Genomic DNA, 24,626 nt, shown 5'->3' on the forward strand with positions numbered 1-24,626 from the left:
GCGTCTCGGGGGGGTAGGGGGGGTGGACGGGTTGTTCGGGTGGGGGCGCGTACTGTTTTTGATGTTGGTTGGGGACGAAGTGGGGGCGAGCCGGTTAGGGGCTCGGGCGCCCCGGCGCCCGCGCCGTCGGCGGCGCGCGCCGGCCCGCTGTCGCCGCGCCCGCGGTTGCCTGCGGACCCTGAGCCGCACCCGGGCACGGGCACGACCCGGTGCGGGCAGGCACTCCGGGTCGGGGCCGGGCGGCTCCGACCGTCGGGGAACTGCTGGACCAGGCCACGGCCCGGCGGGCCGAGCGGTCGGACGGTGGCTCGGCCCGACCGACGACCTCGGCTCCCGCCGCCGCGCAGCGGCAGGAACGGGCGGGACCGGTCCGGCGGGCGGGTCGTCACCGGTGGTCCCGGGGCGCTGCAGCCGCCCGACCGGGGCGGGGTGACGCGGATTGCCGGTTCTCATGTGCAGCCTCCGATCGTGCGATCGCCGTTCTTGCCGGCCCTGCGGTGTCGGCTGCGCCTGGCCGACCGACCGGGTCGGCCGCGTGCCGGGAGCCACGGCTGACCGCCCCCGGGCTGGCACTCCTCGGACGCTTCCGGGCCCTCGGGCGGCCGGCCAGGCTCCGGCCCGGAGACCCCGGGCACGGGCGGGCGGGGCGGTGGAGCTCCCCCACCCCGCTGACGGTGGATCAGATCGGGCTTGTAGGGGCCAGCCGGCCGGGCGCGATCGTCCGCCGGGTCGGGCGGACCCTGCCGCTGTCGCGAGCCCGGCGACCCGGGAACCGGCCCCGCGCGCTCCGGTCCCGGCGGCTGCGAGCCCGCCCCGGCGTCGTCCTCGTCCACCGGCCGCGGCAGCACCGGTGCGGCTGCGGTGGGCGAGGCACCGGGATCCGCCCGGTCGGGCACGCCCGCGGTCGCCGGTGTGGCCGCCCGGGCCTCCGGGTCCGCCTCCTGGGCGGCCCGACGAGCGCGCTCCGCGCGGATGATCTCCCGCAGGCCGTCCGGCGGCAGGCCGCCGTTGAGCGACAGGTACAGCAGCTCGGCCAGTGTGTAGTCGGGGTCGAGCTCCAGGGCCATGCCCAGTGCGACCCTGCTCGTCGCGGTGTCCCCCGCCAACCACGAGGTCCAGGCGAGCAGGGTGAGCGGGGCCTTGGCGTACTCCTCGTAGGGTGCGACGCACTGCCGACTGAGGAACCGCCAGAGGCGTAGTGCGGCCGCCAGCTCCTCCGGTTCGGCGTACTCCGCGCCGCGATCACGGGTGACCCGGTGCTGCAGTGCGACGATCAACCTCGCGGTCCGGTCGTCGTCCAGCGGGGGCGGTCCGGTGCGGGACTCGGCCATCGCCTGGGCGATCAGCTCGGCATTGGCCCGCATCACCCGGGCCGGCCCGTCCGGCTTGGCGAGCTCCCGGACCACCTGCGCCATCTGGCGCTCCAGCGCGTGGCGGATCCGCTCGCCCTGCGGCGGGCCGACCGGGGCGAGCCCGGCGGCGATCGCCTTGCGGCTGCCGCGCGGGGCGAGGCCGGCAAAGGTCGCGGCCGCGACCACCGCGCGGGGGTCGCGGGTGGTCTCCACCGGGATCCCCTCCGGTGCGCAACAGTCCGGATCGGCGCAGAGGAAGGACCACCAACGGCCCGCGGAGACGCAGAGCAACTCCTTGACCGTCAGATCGGCCTCGCGGAAGGCCCGCAGCAACTCGGCGGCGAGCGGGCGCAGCGCCGTGATCGCCGCCGCCCCGTCCGGTTCCGGATCCCGGCAGAGGTAGAGCAGTACCGCCTGCGCCGGTTTGCCCCGCTGCGCGGAGAGCTCGACCAGGGTGGTGGCCACCTCGGTGGCCACCGGCGCCCAGGTAGCCGGATCCTCAGGGATGTCGACGCGGATCGCGCCGACCTGCTGGAGCGCCGCGCCGTGCAGGGAGACGGCGACGATGCTGTCGTCCGGGTAGAAGCCCAGCAGGTACGGAAGCATGGCGGCCATGTCGGCCGGGCCCCGCATCCGCAGCAGCGGGTAGCTGCTGCGGCCGGTGGGGGCGGCGGTGTCGTCGTGGTTCATGCCGGAAGAGTGCGGCCGATCGCACCCGCACGGCAGAGGACTGCGGATTCCTGTGGATAACCCCGGGGTTGTGGATATCTCCTCTCGCACTCCGATCGGTTTTCCACAGGCCGCGCACTTCGTTCGCCCCGTGTCGGCCCGACAGGGTTACATAGGGGTCATGGACCAGCCGATCAGCACCTCCGGCCTGCACCCGAACGACCAGCCCGCCGCGGCGCCCGACCGCGCCGCCGTCCGGCACCGCGCCGAGGCCGTGCTGCGCGAGCTGGCCGGTCCCGCCGCCACGCTGCGCGAGGACCAGTGGACGGCCATCGAGGCGCTGGTGGTCGACCGCCGGCGGGCGCTCGTGGTGCAGCGCACCGGGTGGGGGAAGTCGGCCGTCTACTTCATCGCCACCTCGCTGCTGCGCGCCACCGGAGCCGGCCCGACCGTCATCGTCTCCCCGCTGCTGGCGCTGATGCGCAATCAGGTGGATTCCGCCGCCCGGGCCGGAATCCACGCACGCACCATCAACTCGGCCAACCCCGAGGAGTGGGACGAGATCCAGGCGGAGATCGCGGCAGGCAAGGTCGACATCCTGCTGGTCAGCCCGGAGCGGCTGAACAACCCCGACTTCCGCGACCAGGTCCTGCCCAAGCTGGCTGCCGCCACCGGCCTGCTCGTGGTGGACGAGGCGCACTGCATCTCCGACTGGGGCCACGACTTCCGGCCCGACTACCGGCGCCTGCGCACCATGCTGGCCGACCTCTCCCCCGGCGTCCCGGTGCTGGCCACCACCGCGACCGCGAACGCGCGGGTCACCGAGGACGTGGCCGAGCAGCTCGGTACCAGTGGAGCGGACGGCCGGGCGCTGGTGCTGCGCGGGCCGCTGGACCGGGAGAGCCTGACCCTGTCCGTCCTCTCCCTGCCCGACCCGGCCCACCGCCTGGCTTGGCTCGCGGACCACCTGGACGAGCTCCCCGGCTCCGGCATCATCTACACGCTGACGGTCGCCGCCGCCGAGGAGGTCACCGAGTTCCTGCGCTCCCGGGGCTTCGCCGTCGCCTCCTACTCCGGTCGCACCGAGGACGTGGAGCGGCGCACCGCGGAGGCCGATCTGCTGGCCAACCGGGTCAAGGCCCTGGTGGCCACCTCGGCGCTCGGCATGGGCTTCGACAAGCCGGACCTCGGCTTCGTGGTGCACCTCGGCTCTCCCGGCTCCCCAATCGCCTATTACCAGCAGGTCGGCCGTGCCGGGCGCGGTGTCGACCGGGCCGAGGTGCTGCTGCTCCCGGGGCGCGAGGACGAAGCCATCTGGCGTTACTTCGCCTCCCTGGGCTTCCCGCCGGAGGAGCAGGTCCGGCGCACCATCGACGCGCTGGCCGAGGCCGGTCGGCCGCTCTCGACCGCGGCGTTGGAGACCCGGGTGGACCTGCGCCGGGCCCGGCTGGAGACCATGCTCAAGGTCCTCGACGTCGACGGCGCCGTCCGGCGGGTCCGCGGCGGCTGGGTGGCCACCGGCGAGTCGTGGGCCTACGACACCGAGCGCTACGCCAAGGTGGCGCGAGCCCGTTCGGCCGAGCAGCAGGCGATGCGCGAGTACGCCGGCGGCTCCCGCTGCCGGATGGAGTTCCTGCGCCTGCAGCTGGACGACGAGCAGGCTGCCCCCTGCGGCCGGTGCGACAACTGCGCGGGCCGGAAGTTCACCCCGGAGGTGTCCGCCGCCACGCTGGACGCGGCCCGTGCGGCCCTGGGCCGTCCAGGAGTCTCCTTCGAGCCGCGCCGACTCTGGCCCACGGGCATGGAGGCACTGGGCATCCCGCTGAAGGGGAAGATCCCGGCCGACGAACAGGCACTGGCCGGCCGCGCGCTGGGCCGGCTCTCCGACATCGGCTGGGGCAGCCGGCTGCGCACCGTGCTCGCGGAGGGCGCTCCCGATCTGGCAGTCCCCCAGGACGTGCTCGACGCCATGGTCACCGTCCTGAGCGACTGGGCGCGCGGCCCCGAGGGCTGGGCGGGCCCGAGCGCTCGAACGGCCCGCCCCGTTGGTGTGGTGACCATGTCCTCGGCTGGCCGACCCGAGCTGGTGGGCAGCTTCGGCGCCCGGATCGCGGAGGTCGGTCGGCTGCCGCTGCTCGGCCGGATCGAGTACGCCCACGGCGAGCCGCCCTACGGCGCACGCAGCAACAGCGCACAGCGGCTGCGCGCGCTGGCGTCCGCACTCGTCCTGCCGGACGAGCTGGCGCGCGTGTTGGCGGCCAATCCCGGCCCGGTCTTCCTGGTGGACGATCTCGTCGACAGCGGCTGGACGGTCACCGTGGCGGCCCGGCTGCTCCGCCGGGCAGGTGCCGAGGCGGTGTTGCCACTGGCCCTGGCGGTACAGGCCTGAACCCGTGGGGCGGGTGGGATCGGCGATGACCTGCCCGCAGTGCGCCACCCGGGTGCGACACACCCGGCCGACTCTCCGCCATACGGGGAATATATCCGGCAGATCCACGGGTTTCGGGCGGCATTCATCATTTCATCGTTGCCGCCCGCGCCGTCTGACGTGAGAATTGCAGCGTACCCAGTCATTGGTCCCCAGGACCTGAGTTCGGCGTACACGCGTGCCCGCGAATTTTTCCGGGTCGGGAAGGAGGACCATGATCCACGGCAACGACCGAGGTCAGCCTTCGTACGCCACGGGGCGGTTCGTCGACCTGGAGGGGTGGGCCAACGCCGGGATCCCGCTGCTGCGCGACCCGCGCGACCTGGTCACCGACCTCCAGCAACGCCACCTCCCGCAGCCGGGCACCAGCGTGATCGCGGTACTGGACTGCGAGCACCGGGTGGTCGCCTCAGCCTCCGTCAGCACCCGACCGCACGTCACGGACGGCTGGCAGCACCGCAACGCGCTGCTCGACCTGCTGCGCCGGGTGACCCCGCACGACCTGCGGCTCGCCGCGCCGCGGCGCACCGCGGTCCTGCTGCACTGCCGCGAGGGCGTGCCCGGCTGGACCGAGGAGGACGGCGCCTGGATGTGGGCGCTGCAGGACGCCGCTTCGCTGCACGGACTGCGCTGCGGCGCCTACGTCTCGCTGACGCCCGCCGGCTGGCACGTCTTCGGTGACGGCCGCTCGGGCCGCACCCCGCACTCGGGGTCGTGGGCGGAGCGGCCGGTGCACACCGTCTCCGAGCTCCCGAACCGCGAGGCTCCCGCCATCCGCCCGCTACCGGACTTCGTCCGCCCGACCCGCGGTTGGAGCGCCGTCGCTGCCGTCGCGGAGCAACTGCGCTCGGAGACGGTGCGGCAGGCCGCGCACTGAGCCACGGCCGCGCCGAGCTCGGCGACGCCGTGAACCATCGGGGGCCGCACCTGGCACCCAGCGCCGGGGCCGGTGGGCCGACCGCACGGGACCGGCCGACCGGATCCCGCAGCCCGGCTGCACGACACGACGTCAAAGGGCCAGGCCGACCAAGTCCCGCACGGCGTCCGCGCGAGGCGCATGGTCGACCTGGCGACCGGGACCGGTCACCGACTGCGCGTCAGACCGGAACCGGCTGGGCTCCCGCGACCGACTCCGCGGTCAGCCCGCTCGTCGCGCCGCAGACCAGGAGCAGCGAAGCCGCGTGGCCGCGGGCCTTCTCCACCGCGAGCACGGCACGACCGGCATCGGTGGCTGCCAGCACCAGCACCACCACCTCGCGGCGGGCCGGCCGGGTCAGGGCCAGATCCGCGTAGAAGACGTCGCCGCCCTCGGCGAGCTGCGCCCAGTAGCGCTCCTCACCGAAGGACGACTCGTGCTGCTGCCACGGGTGCGGCTTCCCACTGGTGAGCACCAGCACGTCGCCGGGCGGGCGCCCCGAGTCCAACAGGAGGTCCACCGCCTCGTCGGCCCGTTCCAGCTCGGCACCCGGCTGCGCAGGCAGCAGTTGGACCGTCGGGCCGGTCGGTGTCGACCGCGTCCCGGGCTTGGGGACCTGGGCGCCCCGCGGGCCGGGGCGGGCCGGGCCGGGGCGCGGCGCCGGTCGCGGCGGGCCGGGCCGGGGGCCGGGTACGGGGGTGACGGCGGCGGGGCGGACCGCGCCGCTCACGGGGGCCGGCCGAGCACTGCTCGCGGCAGGCGTTCTGGGGGCTGGTGCGTCCGACTCGCGGGGGAAGGGAACGCCGGGGCCCGGGATGCTCTCGTGAATCTCCGGCTCCTCGGGGAAGACAGGCATACCCGGATATCTATCAAATGCCCATCGAGTGCGCACGGGCGCCCCACCATCCGGACGGTACGCCGTCACCTCGATCGGCGGAACGTGCCGCACCGGAACGTTCCTGACGGGACCTCAGAACCCCAGGGTGAGCTGCTCCCCGCCGTCCGGTTCGCGGAAGCGCTTGAGGTGGCTCCACTGCGGCAGGGCGTCCAGGTACGACCAGGAGAGCCGGTGGTGCTCGGTGGGGCCGAACTCCTCCAGTGCGGCCCGGTGCACCGGCGACGGGTACCCCGCGTTGTCCTCGAAGCCGAAGGCGGGGAACTCCGGTGCCAGCTCGGCCATCTGCCGGTCCCGGTGCACCTTGGCGAGGACCGAGGCCGCCGCCACGCAGACGCAGCTCTGGTCACCCTTGATCACCGTACGGACCCGCCACGGGCCGCCGAGGTAGTTGTGCTTGCCGTCGAGGATCACGGCGTCCGGCCGCACGGGGAGCGCCTCGAGCGCGCGGGTCGCCGCGAGCCGGAGCGCGGCCGTCATGCCGAGTTCGTCGCACTCCAGCGCACTGGCCTCGCCGAGCGCGTAGGCGGAGACCCAGTCCTCGAGCACCGGTGCGAGTTGCTCGCGCCGGCGCGGCGTGAGCAGCTTCGAGTCCGTCAGACCCTCCGGCGGTCGGCGCTGGCCGGTGATCGCGGCACCGACCGTCACCGGCCCGGCCCAGGCGCCGCGCCCCACCTCGTCCAGGCCGACCACCAGGGTCGCCCCCGTCCGGCGCAGGGAGCGCTCGACGCTGTGGGTCGGCGGCTGGTACGGCATGTCAGGTGATCCATCTCGGCTGGACTGGGCGGTGGACGGGGCGGGCAGGGCAGCGCCGGGCGACGGGACCGCCGCCGTTCCCCACCCTACGGCGGCGGGCGCGGCGCTCACGCCGCCGGTCGGATCATCGGCATCAGTACTTGGTCGACCAGGTCGACCGTGAAGTCCTGGCTCGCCGGGGAGCCGCCGAACTTCTCCCGGTAGAACAGCATGGCCATCCCGACGTCGGCCGCCAGCTCGGTGGCGCCGCCGGGGCGCACGTCGCCGCGCCGCTCCCCGCGCCGGAGCACGGCCAGCACCGCCTCGCGGGCCGGACCGATGACCCGGTTCATCACGAACTCGGACACCACTTCGCTGCGGTCGTGGTCCAGCTCGGCCATCAGGGCCCGCATCGCCGCACCGCCACGGGAGTCCATCGCGCTCTGGTAGCCACCCATGAGCCGCAGCAACTCGTCCCGGACCGAGCCGAGGTCGGGGATGTCAGTGGTGGGCGGCAGGGTGAAGGCCAAGGCATCGAGGGCGAGTTCCAGCTTCGACGACCAGCGGCGGTAGAGCGCGGCCTTCCCGGTCTGCGCCGCGCCGGCCACGCCCTCCATCGTCATGCGCGCGAAGCCGCCCGAGGTCAGCTGGTCCAGGGCCGCCTCGAAGATCGCCTGCTCCAGCGCCTTCCCGCGCCGGCGGGCCACCGGCGCGGGAACGACCGGAGGCTCCACCTCGCCGGGCCGAACCGGCTCCTGCTTCATCGCCACCCGCTGCCACCACCGACCACTCGAGACTCCGACCGACTCTGGGCGCACGCGCCCCAAGTCGCCGCAAGGAACGCTTGCGTTCACAATAGTAGAGCGCTAGGGTTCGGACTTAGTGAACGATGGCGTTCCCTCCAGGGGGCGCCCCCGGTCGGACGGATCCGCATGCGTCCCCGTTCACCTCGTTCTCGCGAGTCTCCACGTCTGTGTCCGATCGACACCCCGACTGTCTCTGAAGCTCAACGACAGCCCCCGACCGACAGCACGCCAGCGACGCCATAGCCAGCAGGGGGAACTTCATGGCTATCTCCGACACGCTCAACAAGGTCTCGCCGCCCAAAGCCAGTCGAGGCCAGCACAAGCGCATCGCCCTCGCGGTCATCGCCGCCACCCAGCTCATGGTGGTGCTCGACGCCACGATCGTGAACATCGCCCTTCCGCACATCCAGGACGCGCTCAAGTTCTCGACCACCAACCTGTCCTGGGTCATCAACGCCTACACGCTGACCTTCGGCGGGCTGCTGCTGCTCGGTGGCCGCGCCGGTGACATCCTCGGCCGCCGCAGAGTCTTCATCGCCGGCGTGCTGCTCTTCGGCTTCGCCTCGCTGCTCGGCGGATTCGCGCAGAACGGCGGCATGCTACTGGCCTCCCGTGCACTGCAGGGCGTCGGTGGTGCGATCTGCTCACCGACGGCCTTCGCTCTGATCGCCACGAACTTCGAGGAAGGCCCGGAGCGCAACCGCGCCTTCGGCGTCTTCTCCGCGGTGGCGGGCTCCGGCGCGGCCATCGGCCTGCTGGCGGGCGGCCTGCTCACCGAGTACCTGAACTGGCGCTGGGTGCTGTTCGTCAACGTGCCGATCGCCGTCTGCATCGCCCTGGCCGCGCCGCTCTACATCAACGAGTCCGAGCGCCACACCGGCCGCTTCGACCTGCCGGGCGCCCTGACCTCCACGCTGGGCCTGGTGGGACTGGTCTACGGCTTCATCCGCGCCGCTTCGGACGGTTGGAGCGATCCCGGCACCCTGGTGGCCTTCGCCCTCGGAGCGCTCCTGCTCCTGGCCTTCGTCGTCATCGAGCGGCACACCTCGCAGCCGATCACTCCGCTGCACCTGCTCAGGAACCGGAACCGGACCGGTGGTCTGGTGATGATGCTCTGCCTGGCCGCGGCGATGTTCGGCATCTTCTTCTACATCACGATCTTCGTGCAACGCGTGCTCGGGTACAGCCCGTTGAAGGCCGGAGTGGCGTTCCTGCCGATCAGTGTGGCGATCATCATCGCTGCACAGGTGGCCTCCGCCCTCCAGGCCAGGTGGGGCGCCAAGCCCTTCATGGTGGGCGGCTCCGTGCTGGTCACCGCCGGTCTGGTCTGGCTGACCCAGACCAGTGCCGGCAGCTCGTACCTGACCGGCGTCCTCGGCCCGACCGTGGTCTTCGGCTTCGGCATGGGCCTGGTCTTCGTCCCGGTCATGCTGTTGGCGGTCGCCGGGGTCGCCCCGCACGAGACGGGCGCGGCTTCCGGGTTGCTCAACTCCGCACAGCAGATCGGCGGCTCGCTCGGCCTGTCGATCCTGACCACGGTCTTCGCCAGCGCCGCCAAGAGCAAGGGCGCCTCGCTCTTCCCGGACTTCAAGGCCCACGCCACCCCGGATCAGCTCGCGGAGTTCCAGCAGACCAAGCAGTACCCGGTCGGAACGAGCTGGGCCAACGAGGTGCTGGCCTACGGAATCTCCCACGCCTTCGTGGTCGGGGCGGGTCTGGCGGTCGTCGCCCTGCTGGTGTCCGTCGTGGTGATCAAGTCGAAGCCCGGCGAGTTGGCCGGCAACCCCTCGGGCATGCCCGCCGGACACTGACACGACGGCCACGGTCGTCGGAGATGCCACCCCCGCCGACCCGACCGGCCCGACAAGCCGAAGCCCCGACGCCCCGGTCTGACCGCACGGCCCGACCCGCCGGACCGGCCCGACGAGCGAACCGCCCCAACGAGCCCACAGTCCCCGACGACCCGGCTCAGCCCTTGACCGAGCCGGACAGCAGACCCCGCACGAAGTACCGCTGGAGCGCGAAGAAGACCAGCAGGGGGATGATCATCGAGAGGAACGCCCCAGCCGTCAGCAGTTCCCAGTGCCCCCCGAAGGAGCCCGAGAGCTGTGCCAGGCGAACGGTCATCGGCGCAACCTCCGGCGTCCCGCCCGCGAAGGTCAGCGCGACCAGGAGGTCGTTCCACACCCACAGGAACTGGAAGATCGCGAAGGAGGCCAGCGCAGGCGTACAGAGCGGCAGGACGATCGAGCGGAAGATCTTGAAGTGCGAGGCCCCGTCGACCACCGCCGCTTCCATCAGATCGCGGGGCAGTTGGGAGATGAAGTTGTGCAGCAGGAACGTGGCCAGCGGTAGCGCGAACATGGTGTGCGCCAGCCAGACCGGGGCGTAGGTGCCGCTCAGGTTGAAGCCGGGCACGATGGTCACCCCGCCGAGGTGGGCGCCCCCGGAGAAGAGCTGGAGCAACGGGATCAGCGTCATCTGCAGCGGAACGACCTGCAGCGCGAAGATCAGGAAGAAGAGGGTGTCGCTCCCCCGGAAACGCACCCACGCCAGGGCGTAGGCGGCCATCGAGGCGATCACCAACGGGAAGATGGTGGCCGGCACGGCGATGGCCAGGGAGTTGACCATGTAGGGCATCAGGCCGCCGCTGACGCCGAAGCCGCCCTCGAAGAGCACGGTGTGGTAGTTGGAGAGGGTCGCGTTCGGGTGGGCGAAGAAGGTCCACCAGCCGCTGTCAGTCACGTCCTGCTTGGGACGCAGCGAGGTGATCAGCAGCCCCAGGGTAGGAATGGTCCACAGCACCGTGAGCAACAGGACGAGCATCGAACCGAGCGGGCTGCTGAAGGACTTGCGGATCGCCTTCACCGGCGGCAGCGACTCGGTCGGCTGAGGGCGGTCCGTCAGGTGGCTGCTGCTCATCGGGTAGACCGCTCCTTGCGCAGCTGGACGATGTTGTAGCCGACCAGTGGAAGCACTGCGATGAAGAGGATCACCGCGAGGGCGCTCCCCCGGCCGACGTTGAACTGGACGAAGGACTGCGAGTACATCTCGTTGGCCAACACCTGGGTGCCGAAGTTGCCTCCGGTCATGGTGCGGACGATGTCGAAGGCCTTCAGCGTGACGATCATGACAGTGGTCAGGACGACCACCAGGGTGGTGCGGATCATGGGCACCGTGACGTACCAGAACAACCGCAGGCCGCCGGCACCGTCCAGCCGGGCCGCCTCGGTCACCTCGTCGGGAATGGCCTTGATGGCCGCCGACAGCACCACCATGGCGAATCCGGTCTGCACCCAGACCATGACCACCATCAGCAGGAAGTTGTTCAGCGGATGGGACAGGATCCAGTTCGGCGGGTGCTTCCAACCCAGCCAGATCATCAGCTGGCTGAGCAAACCGATCTGGCTCTGCGAGGACTCACGGGAGTCATAGACGAACTTCCAGATGATGCTGGCGCCGACCAGTGAGATCGCCATCGGCATGAAGATCAGCGACTTGTAGACCGTCTGTCCGCGCATCCGGTCCACCAGCAGGGCCAGCACCAGCCCCAGCGCGGTGGCTGCGAAGGGCGCCACCACCAGCCACAGGAGGGTGTTGAGCAGCACCTGGTGGATGGAGTCGGTGGTCAGCGCCCAGGAGTAGTTCTTGCCGCCCAGGAAGTGCGAGCTGTCGTCGTTGAAGAAGCTGAGGTAAAGCGTCCGCACCAGCGGCACGACCAGCCCCACCAGCAGGAGCAGCACCGCCGGGCCGAGGAAGATCGCGATGGCCAGCGGCCGACCGAACCGTCCGGTGGCACGGCCGGCTGCGAAGAAGATCACCAGGAGGACACCGAGGAACCCGGCGATCGCGCCGATGCTGTTGCCCAGCTTGATCGCCACGTCGTTCCACTCCGAGTCGGCCAGCGGAGTGCCTGCCAGCGCGGAGCCCGCGAACTGGGCACCGGTAAGCACCATCCGAACGGTGTCCTTCCTGATGACAACCCTGACAGGACCGAAGCTGCTGGGCTCCCGTCCGGGCTCACCTCCAGCTCAGTGACCCAAGCACGCGAGCTCGACCTCGAGAGGAGTGAGCTGCGCGGGCCACCGCACTCCGGCGGCCCGCGACGATCACTGGTTACTACCCTGGCTTACTACCGACCGCCCACTGCGACCTACTGCGGCCAGGCCGCGTCGATGTCCGAGGTCACCTGCTGGATCGACTTCCCCTCCGCGAACCAGGCGGTGAGCGACTTCCACTCCTGCCCGGAGCCCACGGCCGCGGGCATCAGGTCGGAGGCGTCGAACCGGAAGGTGGCGGCCGGGTTGGTCAGGGCGTTGGCCGAGATCTGGTCGATCGGGTCGGTGTAGAGGCTCTTGTCGACGCCCTCGTTGGCCGAGACCCAGCCACTGGCGACCTTCACCCGGCTACTGGCCCAGTCCGAGGTGGAGAGGTAGTTCTGCACCGCCTGGACCTCGGGCCGGTCCGAGAAGGCGGCCAGGAACTCGCCGCCGCCCTCGACCGGGTTGGCGACCGACGGGTTCACCGCGGGCAGCTGGAAGGCGAAGATGTCACCGTCCGGCGCGACCTTGGTGCCCTTGGGCCACTGGGCCTCGTAGAACGAAGCCTGCTGCAGCATCCAGCACTTGCCGGTGAGGATCGGGGCGCCGGCGTCCTGGAAGGTCGTGGTGGCGATCGACTTCACGTCACCGATGCCGCCGTTGACCCAGGCCGGGTTCTGCATCCAGTTGGCGACGGTCTGCATCGCCTGGGTGATCTGCGGGTCACTGAACTTGACCTTGTGACTCACCCACTGGTCGTACACGTCACCGCCCTGGCTCCCGAGGACGACCTCCTCCAGCCAGTCCGTGGCCGGCCAGCCGGTCGCCGTGCCGGAGCCGATGCCACCGCACCAGGGCTTGCTGCCGTTGGTGCCGGCCTTGGCGATCTTGTCGCTGAGGGCCATCAGGTCGTCCCAGGTCTTCGGCACGTCGTAGCCGGCCTGCTTGAACGCCTTGGGCGAGTACCAGACCAGCGACTTCATGTTGGCGCTCATCGGGGCCGCGTAGAAGGTGCCGTTGACCGAACCGTAGGTCTTCCAGACCGGGTTCCACTTGCCCTCGTTGGCCACGGTCTGGGCCGGCGGCTTGACCACCTTGCCCGTCTTGACCATCTGGGCGAGCAGACCGGGCTGCGGGATGATCGCGAAGTCCGGGACGTTGCCACCGCTGACCCGGACCGGGAGCTGGGACTCGAAGTCGTTCGACCCCTCGTAGGAAATCTTGATTCCCGTACAAGAACTGAACTCAGCCCAGGACTTCTCCAGGGAGTCCGACTCCGGGCTCAGGATGGAGGCGAACATGGTCACCTTGGTCCCGGCATGCCCGGCGTAGGGCTGGTACTTGGCGCAGTCCCCCGACAGCGTGGCCGCCCCGGTGGCACCGCCACCGCCGCTGCTGGAGCTGTTGGAGCAGGCCGCGACGAGGGTGAGCCCCACGACGGCGGGAACCGCCAGGATCCGATGGCGAAGCCGGACATTCATTCTGATGTTCAAAGCGTTCTCCTGCGGCCTGAGCTGTGCGAACGGCTGGAACGAACGACTGGAACAAGCATCTGTCGCTGCGACGAACCTACGACCTGGGGTGTTGCCGACCTTGCATGTTGAGGTCAGCGTGGGAGTGGTGTGCGGACCGGGGCGAGGGAGTGGAAGCGGGGCCGGCCGACCCCACGAGCGGTGACGGAGCGCAAAGACAGGCCGTGGTGGCACCAGCCACGGCCTGGTCGACGGTGACTAGGCGTGAAGACGTTAACGCAACGGTCATCGGACGCCAAGGGAGGCGTTCATCTTTCATCGCCTGGTGTTCCAGTCGTGACCTGCCCGTGCTGCTGAGGTCCGCGGATACCTACCCCGTCTGAGCCTGAGCACGCCAACGGCGTGGGAAGTCGGCCACCCGACCTCCCACGCCGCTGTCAGCGCTGCCGCACCAAGCCCTCCGCGGTGTTCGTTCCTGCCGCGGAGGAACCCGTCACCGGAGCTTGATCGGCAGCTCCCGCAGGCTGTTCACCACCACCGAGGCCGTCGGCCGCAGTTCCTCGTCCGGCACGGCGAGCCGCAGGTCGGGGAACCGTTCGAACAACGCCGGCAGGGCCACCTGGGCCTCAAGGCGCGCCAGCGGCGAACCGGGGCAGACGTGCGGCCCGTGCCCGAACGAGAGGTGCCGGATCGGATCCCGGGTGATGTCGAACACCTCCGCCGTCACCCCGTGCTGCAGCGGATCCCGCCCGATCGCGTTGTACGAGATCAGCACCGGGTCACCGGCGGGAATGACCACCCGACCGACCTCGGCACCCGGCGCCGCGGTGGTCTCCACCGCGATGTCCTCCGCCGCGAACCGGAAGAGGAAGTTACTGGTCGGTGGGGTCCACCGGAGGGACTCCTCCACCACCGCGGCCCAGCCGACCTCGCCCGACCGCACCAGGGCCAACTGATCGGGGTGGGTCAGCAGGGCCCGCACCGCGTTGGTGATGAGGTTGACCGTCGTCTCGTGCCCGGCGGCGATGATCACCCGCAGCGTGGCCGCCGCCTCGGCGTCGGACAACCCGCCATTTCCGGCCACCTGGCCCGCGGCGGAGCCCTGGGCCCCCGCCGCCACGCCCCCGTCGCCCGAGACGTTCGGAACATCCGGGACGCCCGAGACACCTGATACACCCGAGACGTCCGAGACGTCCGGTACACCCGAGACGTCCGCTGCCAGCAGCGCGCTGGTCAGGTCGTCCCCGGGAGCGTCCCGGCGCTGCCGGACCAGATCGTTGACGAAGGCGTTCAGCGCGGCGATGGTCGCCTGGATCCCGGCGGGGTCCGGCACGCTGCTGAAGAAGCGCTCGTACAGTTCGCGCAGGTAGTCGTGGTCGGCCGGGTCCACGCCCAGCAGTGACCCGATCACCGTCATCGGCAGCGGGAAGGCGAACGCGTCCTTGAGATCCACCTCGGGCGCGCCGGCTGCCAACCGGTCCAGCAGTTCGTTCGTGATCGCCTCCACCTGAGGGCGCATCAGCTCCACCCGGCGCGGAGTGAAGGCCTGCGCCACCAGCGCGCGCAGGCGCCGGTGCTGTGCTCCGTCCGTGGTGACCATGCTGGGCCCGGGCACCGCCAGGCCTATCAGCGGCCAGGTCTTGGGCACCTCGCCGCGCTGGTAGGCGGCCCAGTGCGTGGCGTCCTTCACCAGCCGGGGGTCCGTCAGCAGTGTGCGGGCGGCCGCGTGCTGGGTGACTGCCCAGGCCGGAACACCGCCCGGTAGCACGACCCGGACCACCGGCCCGGCCGCGCGCAGCACCGCGCCCTCCCCGGCGCTGTCCCGCGCCAACGGGTCCAGAGCCACGGGCTCGGCCACGCCGGCTCCGGGCCCCGCGGCACTCACCCCGGACTCGGCGGGACTGACCCCGGTCTCAGCGGCACTTACCCCGGACTCGGCGGGACTGACCCCGGTCTCAGCGGCACTGACCCCGGTCTCAGCGGCACTGACCCCGGTCTCAGCCACGTCGGTACCAGTCTCGGCCACGCCGGTACCGGTCTCGGCCGGAACACCGCTCATCCGAACACTCCTCCACTCGTCGTCGCCGGGGTGAACCCGACCGGCAGCGCCACCAGCGCCCGCACCCAGGCCGAGGGCCGCCAGACCAGCGCGCTCTCGGCCACCGCCAACCGCAGGTCCGGCAGCCGGTCGAGCAGCACCTCGATCGCCGTCCCGGCGATCACCTCGGCCGCCTCCTGGGCCGGGAACGGGCAGCGGTGCTCACCGTGCGAGAAGCTCATGTGCGCGTGGTTGCCCTCGGCCGCCGCCCCGTTGGGCTGCCGCACCGAGGGGTCGGCGTTGGCCCCGGCGAACCCGAGCAGCACCATGTCACCGGCCGCGATCTTCTGCCCGCCCAGCTGGGTGTCCCGGGTGGCCCACCGCCCGGCGAAGTTCTGCGTCGGGGTGTCCTCCCAGAGCGCCTCGGTGAGCGCCTGGCTCACGCTGCGCCGCCCGCCGGAGAGCGAGGCCGCGAACCGGTCGTCGGTGAGCATCAGCCGCAGCGCGTTGGCGATCCAGTAGGCGGTCGGCTGGTGACCCGCGATCAGCAGCACCCGCAGGTCGCGCATCACCTCGTCGTCGGTCAGCCCGGCCGGGTGGACCAGCAGCCGGGAGGTGATGTCCGCACCGGGCTGGGCCCGCTTGCTCTCCACCAGCTCCAGCATGATCGCCAGCAGTCGCTGTGCTCCCTGCTGCGCGGCGGCGCCGCCGTCCAGCATGTCCACCAGCGCCTGGATCAGCACCGGCACCTGGCCGGCCTCCAACCCGAGCATCCAGCAGAGCACCAGCAGCGGCATCCGGTGCGCGTACTCGGCCACCAGGTCCGCCTCGCCGCGACCGGCGAACTCGTCGACCAGCCGGTCGGCGGCCCGCTCGCAGTACGTCTTCAGCTCGTACGGGTCGACCGCGGCCAGCGCGTCGGTGATCGCTGCCGAGCGGCGCTGGTGCTCGGCGCCCTCCGCGTAAAGGATCGACGGCACCGGGGCCATCATTGGCCGCAGCGGCCAGTCCTCGGCGATGCTCGGCCAGGCGTTCCAGCGGGTCGAGTCCCGCCCGAAGAGCTTCGGCTGACTGGTCACCAGCTGGAGCTCCCGGTACCCGATCACCAGCCAGGCGGGCACCCCGCCGGGCAGCTCCACCGGTGCGACCGGCCCGTGCGCGGCCCGCAGCTCGCGGTAGATCCCGCCCGGATCGGTCTGGAACCGCGGCCCGTACAGCGGCGCAGCCGCACGGTGCGCCGGGCAGCCCGGCGGCGGGGAGGGCAGCGGCTCGGTCACGAGACGTTCTCCAAATCAACGGGTCCAGCACCAGCGGGTCCAGCACCAGCGGGGACAGCGGCAACGGCAACGGCAACATCAGCGGCGGAGTCAGCCGCAGCAACATCGGCGGCCCCACCGGAGCCCTGTCCCGCACCGGAGCCGTGCCCGGCGCCGGAGCCGTGCCCCGCACCGGCACCGCCCAGCTGGGCCTCGGCCAGGACCGTCAGGTGCCGGACCAGTTCGATCAGCACCTGCTTGCTCGACCCGCGGTCACGCGCGTCGCAGTCCACCAGCGGCACCCCGGGCGCCAGGTCGAGCGCCTCGCGCACCTGGTCCAGCGTGTGGGTGGGCTCCCCGAAGTTGTTGCGCGCCACCACGAACGGCAGCCCGTGCTGCTCCAGCCGGTCGATCGCGTACCAGGAGTCGGCCAGTCGGCGCTGGTCCACCAGGACCACCGCCCCCAGCGCGCCGCGGAACAACCGGTCCCAGAGGAACCAGAACCGCTCCTGCCCGGGCGCCCCGAAGAGGTACAGCACGCTCTCGGCGGAGAGGCTGATCCGCCCGAAGTCGAAGGCGACCGTGGTGGAGCGCTTGTCCCGCACCGCCGTCAGGTCGTCGATGCCGACCCCGGCCTGGGTCATCACCTCTTCGGTGTTCAGCGGGCGGATCTCGCTCACCGAACCCACCATCGTGGTCTTGCCGGCCCCGAACCCGCCGACCACCACGATCTTCCACGCCCGGTCGGCCGTACTGCGCAGCGGCGCCCACCCGGCCCGGGCGACCGGCTGGTCAGAGCCGTTGGAGTCCATGCAGCACCTGCTTCAACGTGTCGAGATCGGGCAACGCGGCCTGCGGGACGAAGCGCGGATGGCGCGCAGTGATCTGCCCGGCCTCCAGCAGGTCGCCGAGCAGGATCTTCACCACGCTGATCGGCAGCCGCAGTTCGGCCGCCACCTCGACCACCGCGGTCGGGCGCTCGCACAGCTGCAGGATCCGGACGTGCTCGGACTGCATCCCGGGCACCGGCGCCCGTTCCGCGACGATCAGCGTCACCACGTCGAACGCGTCGGTGGCCGCCCGGCTGCGGCCACGGGTCACCGTGTACAGCCGGTCCGGTCCGTCGTCGGCGCCGGGCCGCGGCGGGCGGGTCATGCGTCCACGGCGGTGTCGTTCCCACGCGGCGGCGCGCTCAGGAAGTCGCCGATCTGCTCGACCAGGCCGTGCATGTTGTGGCCGACCAGACCCACGTCGGCGCTCTCGTCCGTGACCACCGCGAGGTGGGCGCCCTGGCCCGCCTCCACGATGCACAGGATGCCGCCGTGGAACTCGGTCATCGACTGGCGCACCCCGCCGCTGCCGTCGCCGAACTCGATCGAGGCGCCGTGCGCCAGGCTCTGGATGCCGGAGGCGATGGCCGCCAGCTGGTCGGCCTGGTCCTCCGTCAGCCCGGAGCTGTGGCAGAGCTTCAGGCCGTCGGACGAGAGCACCAGGGCGTGCCGGGAGTCCGGGGTGTGGGCCAGCAGGTTCTCCAGCAGCCAGTCGAGGTCACGGTCGGTGGTGCTGCTCATCAGGCGTCGTCCTTCGAGGAGTCAGAAGAATCAGCGGGAGGGGTCGGAGCAGTGGGGTGCGGGCCGCGGACGGCCTGCCGGAACGCGCCGAACCGGCTGGCCGATTCCGCCGCCCGGACCCGCACCGCGGACAGTGCGTCGGCTTCGGCCGGTTCCGCCGGACCGAGCGCCCCGGCGGGCGCGGCCGGACCGGTCGTCCCGGCGAGAACGGCAACCGCGCCCGCGGCGCCGGGCGCCCGGCTCGGCGCCCCGGCGCCGGGGGTGCGGCGCGCCACGGGGGCGACCGGCGCTCCGGTGGCGGCGGCCAGCGTCTGCCCCCGACGGCGCTTCGGCAATCCGGAATCGGTCTCCAGCGCCACGGGCGCAGTGCCCGCGGCGGGCAGGGCCGGCATCCGCGCCGACTCCGTGGCCGGCAGGACGCCGACCGCCGGGGCTGCCAGGGCTGGCGAGGCCGCCGGGGCCGCCGCAGCGGCCGGCGCACCGAGAACACCGAGCACACCCGGTGCACCCGGCGCCCCGGGTGCACCCAGCCCCGTCAGGCCCATCGAAGTCGCCGGTCCGGCCGCAACCGCCGAGCCGCCGGACACCCCGTCGGCCGAGTCGACCGAGTCGGCAGGCAGCGGCACCTGATGCGTGATCAACTGCTCGGGCACCCGCACCACCACGCCGGTGCCGCCCCGCGAGGAGGGGCGGAAGGAGATCGCCAGCCCGTGCTTGCGCGCCAGCGCGCCGACCACCGCGAAGCCCAGCCGCGTCCCGGCCGAGAGCGTGGTCAGGTCCAGCGGCTCGCCCGAGACGGCCTGTTCGGCCCGGCGCAGCCAGACCTCGGAGAGCCCGAGCCCGCCGTCCTCGACGGTGATCGCCAAGCCGGTGTGCAGTTCCTCCACGTAGACGTGTACCTCGGCCGGCGGCGCGGAGAAGTTGGCGGCGTTGTCCATCAGCTCGGCCAGCACGTGCATCACGCCCTCGGCCGCGTACCCGGCCACCGCGGCCGTGCTGGCCGAGTGCAGTCGCACGCGCTGGTAGGCGCCGATCCGGCCGAGCGCGCCGCGGAGCACGCTCTCCACCGGAATCGGCCGGGCCCAACGGCGGCCGCTGCGGGCGCCGGTGAGCACCGCGATGCTGTCGGCCATCCGACCGGCCTGCGCGGTGCTGTGGTCGAGCAGCAGCAGGTCGCCGAGCACGTCCTCACCGTGCCGGTGCTGCATCTCGCGCAGCTCGGCGTGCATGCTGGTGGCCATCGCCTGGACCCGCCCGGCCGCGGTCGCGCAGACCGCCAGCGCGGCGGCCCGCTGCCGCTCGCCGTGCGCGATCTCGCGGGCCAGCAGACCCAGCAGCTCCTCGTGGGCGGTCTGCCGGTGCTCGACCAGCACGGTCTCCACCGAGGCCCCGGCCCGCAGCCGGCGGACCACCTCGGGGATGGTGACCTCGGCGAGCCGGGCAAGTTCGGCGCGCTCGTCGTCGGCGGCGGCCCGGGTGGCGGCCGCTTCCGCACGGGCCTCGACCGCCTCGGCGCGGGCGGCCAGCATCTCCACCCGGGATGCCTCGGCGTCGGTGTGGGCGGCGTTGGCCCGGGCCCGGGCGGCCTGCGTCTTGGTGATCGCATCGGCGGTGGCCGACTCGGCGCGCAGCACGGCGGCCACCGCGGCCTCGCCCTTGGTCCGCGCGGTGGCCAGCTCCGCGGCCAGCTCGCGGGCCCGGCGCCGCTGCGCCAGCGCGGCCGCGACGGCGGCGCACCAGGCCGCCGCGGCGAGCGTCGACCAGAGGGCGACCACCGCGCGGTCCGCCGCGGGCGACACAGCGGTCGCGACGGCCACCGCGGCGGCGGCCAGGAGCGCGGCGAGCGCGGCCGGCAGTGCGGCCGACAGCGTGGCCGATGCCGTTCTGCCGGAGAGTCTGCCGGACAGACGGGAGCGTACGGTCATGGGTGGTTCCTCGGGCGAGCGGGAGGCAGGGCAGGCGACAGCGCACCAGCCTCCGGCAGCCGGGAGCTGCATGATCAGTTCACGCGGTCAATAGATCATATCGACTCAGATCATGCACTCAAACGGTCAGTTGACGTGATGTCCAGCAAGCCTGCCCGCACCGGCCAGCTCCGGCCACGAACGAGGCACCTGTCGCACACGCCCCAGGCACCTCCCGCACCTGGCCAAGGCGCCACCCTCACACGGCGAACCGCAACCCACCCGCACCCGAGCCACCGCCCGCCACCCACCCGCACCCGAACCACCGCCCGCACACGACCGAGGGGCGGTCGGACCGGAACACCCGGTCCGACCGCCCCTCGGTCGTCTCAGCCCACCGTCACCGCATCACCGCATCACGGCAACCGGTGATCAGCTGCACCCGCTGGTCGAGCCGCAGCCCTCGCAGACGTAGCAGCTGCCGGCCCGGCGCATCTTGGTGCCGCAGGAGAAGCAGAGCGGCGCGTCCGCGTTCAGGCCCAGCTGGATCTCCAGCAGCTCGGTCGAGTTGTGCGGGGCCTTGGCCGCGGCCGGGGCCGGCGCCTCCACCCGGCTCGGGGTCTCCACCGTGCTGGTCCGCGGCGCCGACTGGGCCAGGCCCTCGACGTCCACGTCCTCGTCCTCGAGCGGCTCGTAGGAACCGGTCTCCAGGTGCCGCTGGCGCTCCTCCACCGAGTGGATGCCCAGCGCGGACCGGGTCTCGAACGGCAGGAAGTCCAGCGCCAGGCGGCGGAAGATGTAGTCGACGATCGACTGGGCCATCCGCACGTCCGGGTCGTCGGTCAGACCGGCCGGCTCGAAGCGCATGTTGGTGAACTTCGAGACGTAGGTCTCCAGCGGCACGCCGTACTGCATGCCGACCGAGACCGCGATCGAGAAGGCGTCCATCATGCCCGCCAGGGTCGAGCCCTGCTTGGACATCTTCAGGAAGACCTCGCCGAGACCGTCGTCCGGGTAGGAGTTGGCGGTCATGTAGCCCTCGGCGCCGCCCACCGTGAAGGAGGTGGTGATGCCGGGACGGCCCTTGGGCAGGCGCTTGCGGACCGGGCGGTACTCGACGACCTTCTCCACGGCCTTCTCGGCCGCGGCGGCCGCCGCGGCCACCGGCGCGGCCGCGGTCGACTCGGCCGCCGGGGTCTTGGTCTTGGCCGACAGCGGCTGCCCGACCTTGCAGTTGTCGCGGTAGATCGCCAGCGCCTTGACGCCCAGCTTCCACGCCTCGAAGTAGATCTCCTCGACCTCCTCGACGGTGGCCGCCTCCGGCATGTTGACCGTCTTGGAGATGGCGCCGGAGATCCACGGCTGGATCGCCGCCATCATCCGCACGTGGCCCATCGGCGAGATGGAGCGCTCGCCCATCGCGCAGTCGAAGACCTCGTAGTGCTCCGGCTTCAGGCCCGGGGCGTCGACCACGTTGCCGTGCTCGGCGATGTGGGCGACGATCGCCTCCACCGACTCCCCGTGGTAGCCCAGGCGCTTGAGCGCGCGCGGCACGGTGTTGTTGACGATCTGCATCGAGCCGCCGCCGACCAGCTTCTTGAACTTGACCAGGGCCAGGTCGGGCTCGACGCCGGTGGTGTCGCAGTCCATCATCAGGCCGATGGTGCCGGTCGGGGCCAGCACCGAGGCCTGGGCGTTGCGGAAACCGTTCTGCGCGCCGAGTCGCAGCACGTCCTGCCAGGTCTCGTTGGCCGCGGCCCAGACCGGGGCGTCCAGGTCGTCCAGCGCCACGGCGACCGAGCTGGCGTCCGCGTGCTGCTTCATGACCCGCTGGTGCGGGGCGGCGTTGCGGGCGTAGCCGTCGTACGGGCCGACCACGCCGGCCAGCTCGGCGCCGCGGCGGTAGGCGGTGCCGGTCATCAGCGAGGTGATGGCGCCGGCCAGCGCGCGCCCGCCCTCGGAGTCGTAGGCGTGGCCGGTGGCCATCAGCAGCGCGCCGAGGTTGGCGTAGCCGATGCCCAGCTGGCGGTAGGCGCGGGTGGTCTCGCCGATCTTCTCGGTCGGGAAGTCGGCGAAGCAGATCGAGATGTCCATCGCGGTGATGACCAGCTCGACCACCTTGGCGAAGGCCTCGGCGTCGAAGCCCTGACCGCCGTCGGCCGCGCTGTCGTCCCGCAGGAACTTCATCAGGTTCAGCGAAGCGAGGTTGCAGCTGGAGTTGTCCAGGTGCATGTACTCCGAGCACGGGTTGGAGGCGTTGATCCGGCCCGACTCGGGGCAGGTGTGCCAGTGGTTGATCACCGAGTCGTACTGGATGCCCGGGTCGGCGCAGGCCCAGGCCGCCTCGGCCATCTTGCGGAACAGCTTCTTGGCGTCGACGGTCTCGATGACCTCGCCGGTCATCCGGGCGCGCAGGCCGAACTCGGTGCCGTTCTCGACCGCCGTCATGAACTCGTCCGAGACCCGGACCGAGTTGTTGGCGTTCTGGTACTGGACCGAGGTGATGTCGTCCCCGCCCAGGTCCATGTCGAAGCCCGCGTCACGCAGCGCGCGGATCTTCTCCTCCTCCTTCACCTTGGTCTCGATGAAGGCCTCGACGTCCGGGTGGTCCACGTCCAGCACGACCATCTTGGCCGCGCGGCGGGTCGCGCCGCCGGACTTGATGGTGCCGGCCGAGGCGTCGGCCCCGCGCATGAAGGAGACCGGGCCGGAGGCGTTGCCGCCGGAGGAGAGCAGTTCCTTGGAGGAGCGGATCCGGGAGAGGTTCAGGCCGGCGCCGGAGCCGCCCTTGAAGATCATGCCCTCTTCCTTGTACCAGTCGAGGATCGACTCCATGGAGTCGTCGACGGCCAGGATGAAGCAGGCGCTGACCTGCTGCGGCTGCTTGGTGCCGACGTTGAACCAGACCGGCGAGTTGAAGCTGAAGACCTGGTGGAGGAGGGCGTGGGTCAGCTCGTGCTCGAAGACCTCGGCGTCGGCGGCGGAGGCGAAGTAGCCGTTCTTCTCGCCGGCGGCGCGGTAGGTGAGCACCACGCGGTCGATGATCTGCTTCAGGCTCCACTCGCGCTGCGGGGTGCCGACCGCGCCGCGGAAGTACTTGGAGGTGACGATGTTCACCGCGTTGACCGACCAGAAGTCGGGGAACTCGACGCCGCGCTGCTCGAAGTTGATCGAGCCGTCACGCCAGTTGGTCATGACGACGTCGCGGCGCTCCCAGGTGACCGCGTCGTAGGGGTGCACCCCAGGAGTGGTGTAGATGCGTTCGATCCGCAGGCCGCCCTTGGGGGCCTTGGCTCCCTTGGCCGCCTTCTCGGACTTCGACCCGCGTGCGCTGCCGCTCGTCGTGTCAGTCACTGCTCTCCTCCTCCTGGGCATATGCCCCGAATACCCCAATTGTCGCCGCTGGGGTACCGCTGCTTCGCTTCTCCTGATGGGCGGGCAGGCCGGGGACGCCGACCGGTTCGCACCTTTTTGTCTGGAATGGGCGCCGTTTTCGGGCGCACTGATGCCCCAAGGGGGCGGGCTCGACCGAGTCCCGCTGCCTCAGGGCGTGGCGGCGGGGACCGGAACGGCGCGGTCGCCGTCCTCCTCCGCCTGGCTGGACCGCTCGGCACCGCGCAACTCGGTGATGGCGGCCTCGAAGTCCGCAAGTCCGTCGTACGCCTGGTAGACCGACGCGAACCGCAGGTACGCGACGACGTCCAGGTCCTTCAGCGGTCCGAGTATGGCCAGCCCCACGTCGTGGGTGGAGAGCTCGGCGCTACCGCTGGCCCGCACGCACTCCTCGACCCGCTGGCCCAGCTGCGCGAGCGCGTCCTCGGTGACCGGGCGACCCTGGCAGGCCTTCCGGACGCCGGAGATCACCTTCTCCCGACTGAACGGCTCGGTCACCCCGCTGCGCTTGATCACCATCAGCGCCGCGGTCTCCACCGTGGTGAAGCGCCGGGCGCAGTCGGGACACTGGCGCCGCCGACGGATCGAGCTCCCGTCATCGGTGGTCCGACTGTCGACCACACGGCTGTCGGGGTGCCGGCAGAAGGGGCAGTGCACCGGAACGACTCCCTTCCTGACGGACTCCGAAGCGGGACGAGCAGACCACAGTCTAGGCCACGCGACGAAGATCGAATCACGCGGGACCACAACTTGTGGGCTGCGATGAGCTACCCAACCACAAGATCTGGGGCAACGCACCACTCGCCACGCGGGAAGTCAGTGACTCGGAACTCACCCGGCGCAATCGGTGCTGGTCAGTCGGCGGGGCGCTTTTCGGCCACCTGGACCGGTCTCACCCGGACGGCCGCGAGGGGCGGGTTAGAATCGACGGGATCGAACATTTAATCGACATACACCCAAAGCCTTGATCGAGTCAGCCGACTCCGAAATAATTCACTCGAACGTGTGTTTGGCGCAACCTTTCGATAGGTGCTGCCGTTGGGCTGGGCAAGCAAGGGGAACCGCCCGTCGAGAGGGGCCACCGTGAGCGCCGTACAGGCCAGTAGCACCAGTCACACCGCCACCCAGAACACGATCGCCGACACCCGCGG

General features: G+C 71.5%; 17 protein-coding genes and 1 pseudogene. 3 read left to right on the plus strand and 15 right to left on the minus strand.

The window, feature by feature from the left end:
- Positions 1-449 precede the first annotated feature (449 nt).
- The gene (locus ACFW1A_RS03600) at positions 450-2,042 is read right to left on the minus strand and encodes a DUF4192 domain-containing protein (RefSeq protein ID WP_380403454.1); all 1,593 of its coding nucleotides are present in this window, start codon (positions 2,040-2,042) and stop codon (positions 450-452) included.
- 160 nt (positions 2,043-2,202) lie between these two features.
- On the opposite strand from ACFW1A_RS03600, the gene ACFW1A_RS03605 reads away from it, so the two are divergent.
- The gene (locus ACFW1A_RS03605) at positions 2,203-4,410 is read left to right on the plus strand and encodes a RecQ family ATP-dependent DNA helicase (protein ID WP_380403457.1); all 2,208 of its coding nucleotides are present in this window, start codon (positions 2,203-2,205) and stop codon (positions 4,408-4,410) included.
- A gap of 253 nt (positions 4,411-4,663) precedes the next feature.
- Positions 4,664-5,326 carry a hypothetical protein gene (locus tag ACFW1A_RS03610; RefSeq protein WP_380403460.1) on the plus strand — a complete coding sequence of 221 codons (663 nt, stop codon included), beginning with the start codon at positions 4,664-4,666 and terminating at the stop codon, positions 5,324-5,326.
- Positions 5,327-5,546: 220 nt separating this feature from the next.
- On the opposite strand, the gene ACFW1A_RS03615 is transcribed toward ACFW1A_RS03610, so the two are convergent.
- The 3 genes from ACFW1A_RS03615 to ACFW1A_RS03625 all read right to left on the minus strand — a co-directional run bounded on the left by ACFW1A_RS03615 (position 5,547) and on the right by ACFW1A_RS03625 (position 7,759).
- A complete protein-coding gene (locus ACFW1A_RS03615) occupies positions 5,547-6,095 on the minus strand; it encodes a hypothetical protein (RefSeq protein WP_380403463.1) in 549 nt (182 codons plus the stop codon).
- A gap of 240 nt (positions 6,096-6,335) precedes the next feature.
- Positions 6,336-7,016, minus strand: coding sequence for a ribonuclease HII (locus tag ACFW1A_RS03620; protein ID WP_380403466.1), 681 nt, complete (start codon positions 7,014-7,016; stop codon positions 6,336-6,338).
- 107 nt (positions 7,017-7,123) lie between these two features.
- Entirely contained in the window at positions 7,124-7,759 is a 636-nt protein-coding gene (locus ACFW1A_RS03625) for a TetR/AcrR family transcriptional regulator (RefSeq protein WP_380403549.1), read from the minus strand.
- Between the two features lie 302 nt (positions 7,760-8,061).
- On the opposite strand from ACFW1A_RS03625, the gene ACFW1A_RS03630 reads away from it, so the two are divergent.
- The gene (locus tag ACFW1A_RS03630) at positions 8,062-9,612 is read left to right on the plus strand and encodes an MFS transporter (RefSeq protein ID WP_380403469.1); all 1,551 of its coding nucleotides are present in this window, start codon (positions 8,062-8,064) and stop codon (positions 9,610-9,612) included.
- 157 nt (positions 9,613-9,769) lie between these two features.
- Here the strand turns inward: ACFW1A_RS03630 and ACFW1A_RS03635 are convergent, their stop codons facing one another.
- The 11 genes and pseudogenes from ACFW1A_RS03635 to nrdR form a co-directional block, all read right to left on the minus strand.
- The gene (locus ACFW1A_RS03635; protein WP_380403472.1) at positions 9,770-10,723 is read right to left on the minus strand and encodes a carbohydrate ABC transporter permease; all 954 of its coding nucleotides are present in this window, start codon (positions 10,721-10,723) and stop codon (positions 9,770-9,772) included.
- Positions 10,720-11,757: a carbohydrate ABC transporter permease gene (locus ACFW1A_RS03640; protein ID WP_380403475.1), complete on the minus strand. Its 1,038-nt coding sequence runs from the start codon at positions 11,755-11,757 to the stop codon at positions 10,720-10,722. The genes ACFW1A_RS03635 and ACFW1A_RS03640 overlap by 4 nt, the downstream gene beginning before the upstream one ends.
- Positions 11,758-11,954: 197 nt before the next feature.
- Entirely contained in the window at positions 11,955-13,277 is a 1,323-nt protein-coding gene (locus ACFW1A_RS03645) for an ABC transporter substrate-binding protein (RefSeq protein ID WP_380403478.1), read from the minus strand.
- Positions 13,278-13,806: 529 nt separating this feature from the next.
- Positions 13,807-15,171 carry a cytochrome P450 gene (locus tag ACFW1A_RS03650; protein ID WP_380403481.1) on the minus strand — a complete coding sequence of 455 codons (1,365 nt, stop codon included), beginning with the start codon at positions 15,169-15,171 and terminating at the stop codon, positions 13,807-13,809.
- Positions 15,172-15,368: 197 nt separating this feature from the next.
- Positions 15,369-16,628: a cytochrome P450 gene (locus ACFW1A_RS03655; protein WP_380403484.1), complete on the minus strand. Its 1,260-nt coding sequence runs from the start codon at positions 16,626-16,628 to the stop codon at positions 15,369-15,371.
- Positions 16,629-16,813: 185 nt separating this feature from the next.
- A pseudogene (locus tag ACFW1A_RS03660) lies at positions 16,814-17,419 on the minus strand (ATP/GTP-binding protein); the annotation flags it as partial.
- A complete protein-coding gene (locus ACFW1A_RS03665) occupies positions 17,400-17,762 on the minus strand; it encodes a DUF742 domain-containing protein (protein ID WP_380403487.1) in 363 nt (120 codons plus the stop codon). The gene ACFW1A_RS03665 and the pseudogene ACFW1A_RS03660, both read right to left, overlap by 20 nt.
- Positions 17,759-18,178 (minus strand): roadblock/LC7 domain-containing protein, encoded by a 420-nt coding sequence (locus ACFW1A_RS03670; RefSeq protein ID WP_380403490.1) that lies wholly within the window; start codon positions 18,176-18,178, stop codon positions 17,759-17,761. Before ACFW1A_RS03670 ends, ACFW1A_RS03665 begins: the two co-directional genes overlap by 4 nt.
- Positions 18,178-20,103, minus strand: coding sequence for an ATP-binding protein (locus ACFW1A_RS03675; protein ID WP_380403493.1), 1,926 nt, complete (start codon positions 20,101-20,103; stop codon positions 18,178-18,180). Before ACFW1A_RS03675 ends, ACFW1A_RS03670 begins: the two co-directional genes overlap by 1 nt.
- 411 nt (positions 20,104-20,514) lie before the next feature.
- Positions 20,515-23,436, minus strand: coding sequence for a vitamin B12-dependent ribonucleotide reductase (locus tag ACFW1A_RS03680; RefSeq protein WP_380403496.1), 2,922 nt, complete (start codon positions 23,434-23,436; stop codon positions 20,515-20,517).
- 189 nt (positions 23,437-23,625) lie between these two features.
- On the minus strand, positions 23,626-24,132 hold the full coding sequence (nrdR, locus tag ACFW1A_RS03685) for a transcriptional regulator NrdR (RefSeq protein WP_380403500.1): 507 nt from the start codon (positions 24,130-24,132) through the stop codon (positions 23,626-23,628).
- Between the last annotated feature and the right edge of the window lie 494 nt (positions 24,133-24,626).

It is taken from the genome of Kitasatospora sp. NPDC058965 (assembly GCF_042741245.1).
In the GTDB taxonomy this organism is placed as follows: Bacteria; Actinomycetota; Actinomycetes; order Streptomycetales; family Streptomycetaceae; genus Kitasatospora.

Coding starts and splice junctions, on each gene's coding strand:
- ACFW1A_RS03625 (WP_380403549.1), bottom strand. CDS start 7,759: ATGAAGCAGGAGCCGGTTCGGCCCGGCGAGGTGGAGCCTCCGGTCGTT.
- ACFW1A_RS03670 (WP_380403490.1), bottom strand. CDS start 18,178: ATGAGCAGCACCACCGACCGTGACCTCGACTGGCTGCTGGAGAACCTG.
- ACFW1A_RS03635 (WP_380403472.1), bottom strand. CDS start 10,723: ATGAGCAGCAGCCACCTGACGGACCGCCCTCAGCCGACCGAGTCGCTG.
- ACFW1A_RS03675 (WP_380403493.1), bottom strand. CDS start 20,103: ATGACCGTACGCTCCCGTCTGTCCGGCAGACTCTCCGGCAGAACGGCA.
- ACFW1A_RS03640 (WP_380403475.1), bottom strand. CDS start 11,757: ATGGTGCTTACCGGTGCCCAGTTCGCGGGCTCCGCGCTGGCAGGCACT.
- ACFW1A_RS03605 (WP_380403457.1), top strand. CDS start 2,203: ATGGACCAGCCGATCAGCACCTCCGGCCTGCACCCGAACGACCAGCCC.
- ACFW1A_RS03610 (WP_380403460.1), top strand. CDS start 4,664: ATGATCCACGGCAACGACCGAGGTCAGCCTTCGTACGCCACGGGGCGG.
- ACFW1A_RS03630 (WP_380403469.1), top strand. CDS start 8,062: ATGGCTATCTCCGACACGCTCAACAAGGTCTCGCCGCCCAAAGCCAGT.
- ACFW1A_RS03600 (WP_380403454.1), bottom strand. CDS start 2,042: ATGAACCACGACGACACCGCCGCCCCCACCGGCCGCAGCAGCTACCCG.
- ACFW1A_RS03665 (WP_380403487.1), bottom strand. CDS start 17,762: ATGACCCGCCCGCCGCGGCCCGGCGCCGACGACGGACCGGACCGGCTG.
- ACFW1A_RS03620 (WP_380403466.1), bottom strand. CDS start 7,016: ATGCCGTACCAGCCGCCGACCCACAGCGTCGAGCGCTCCCTGCGCCGG.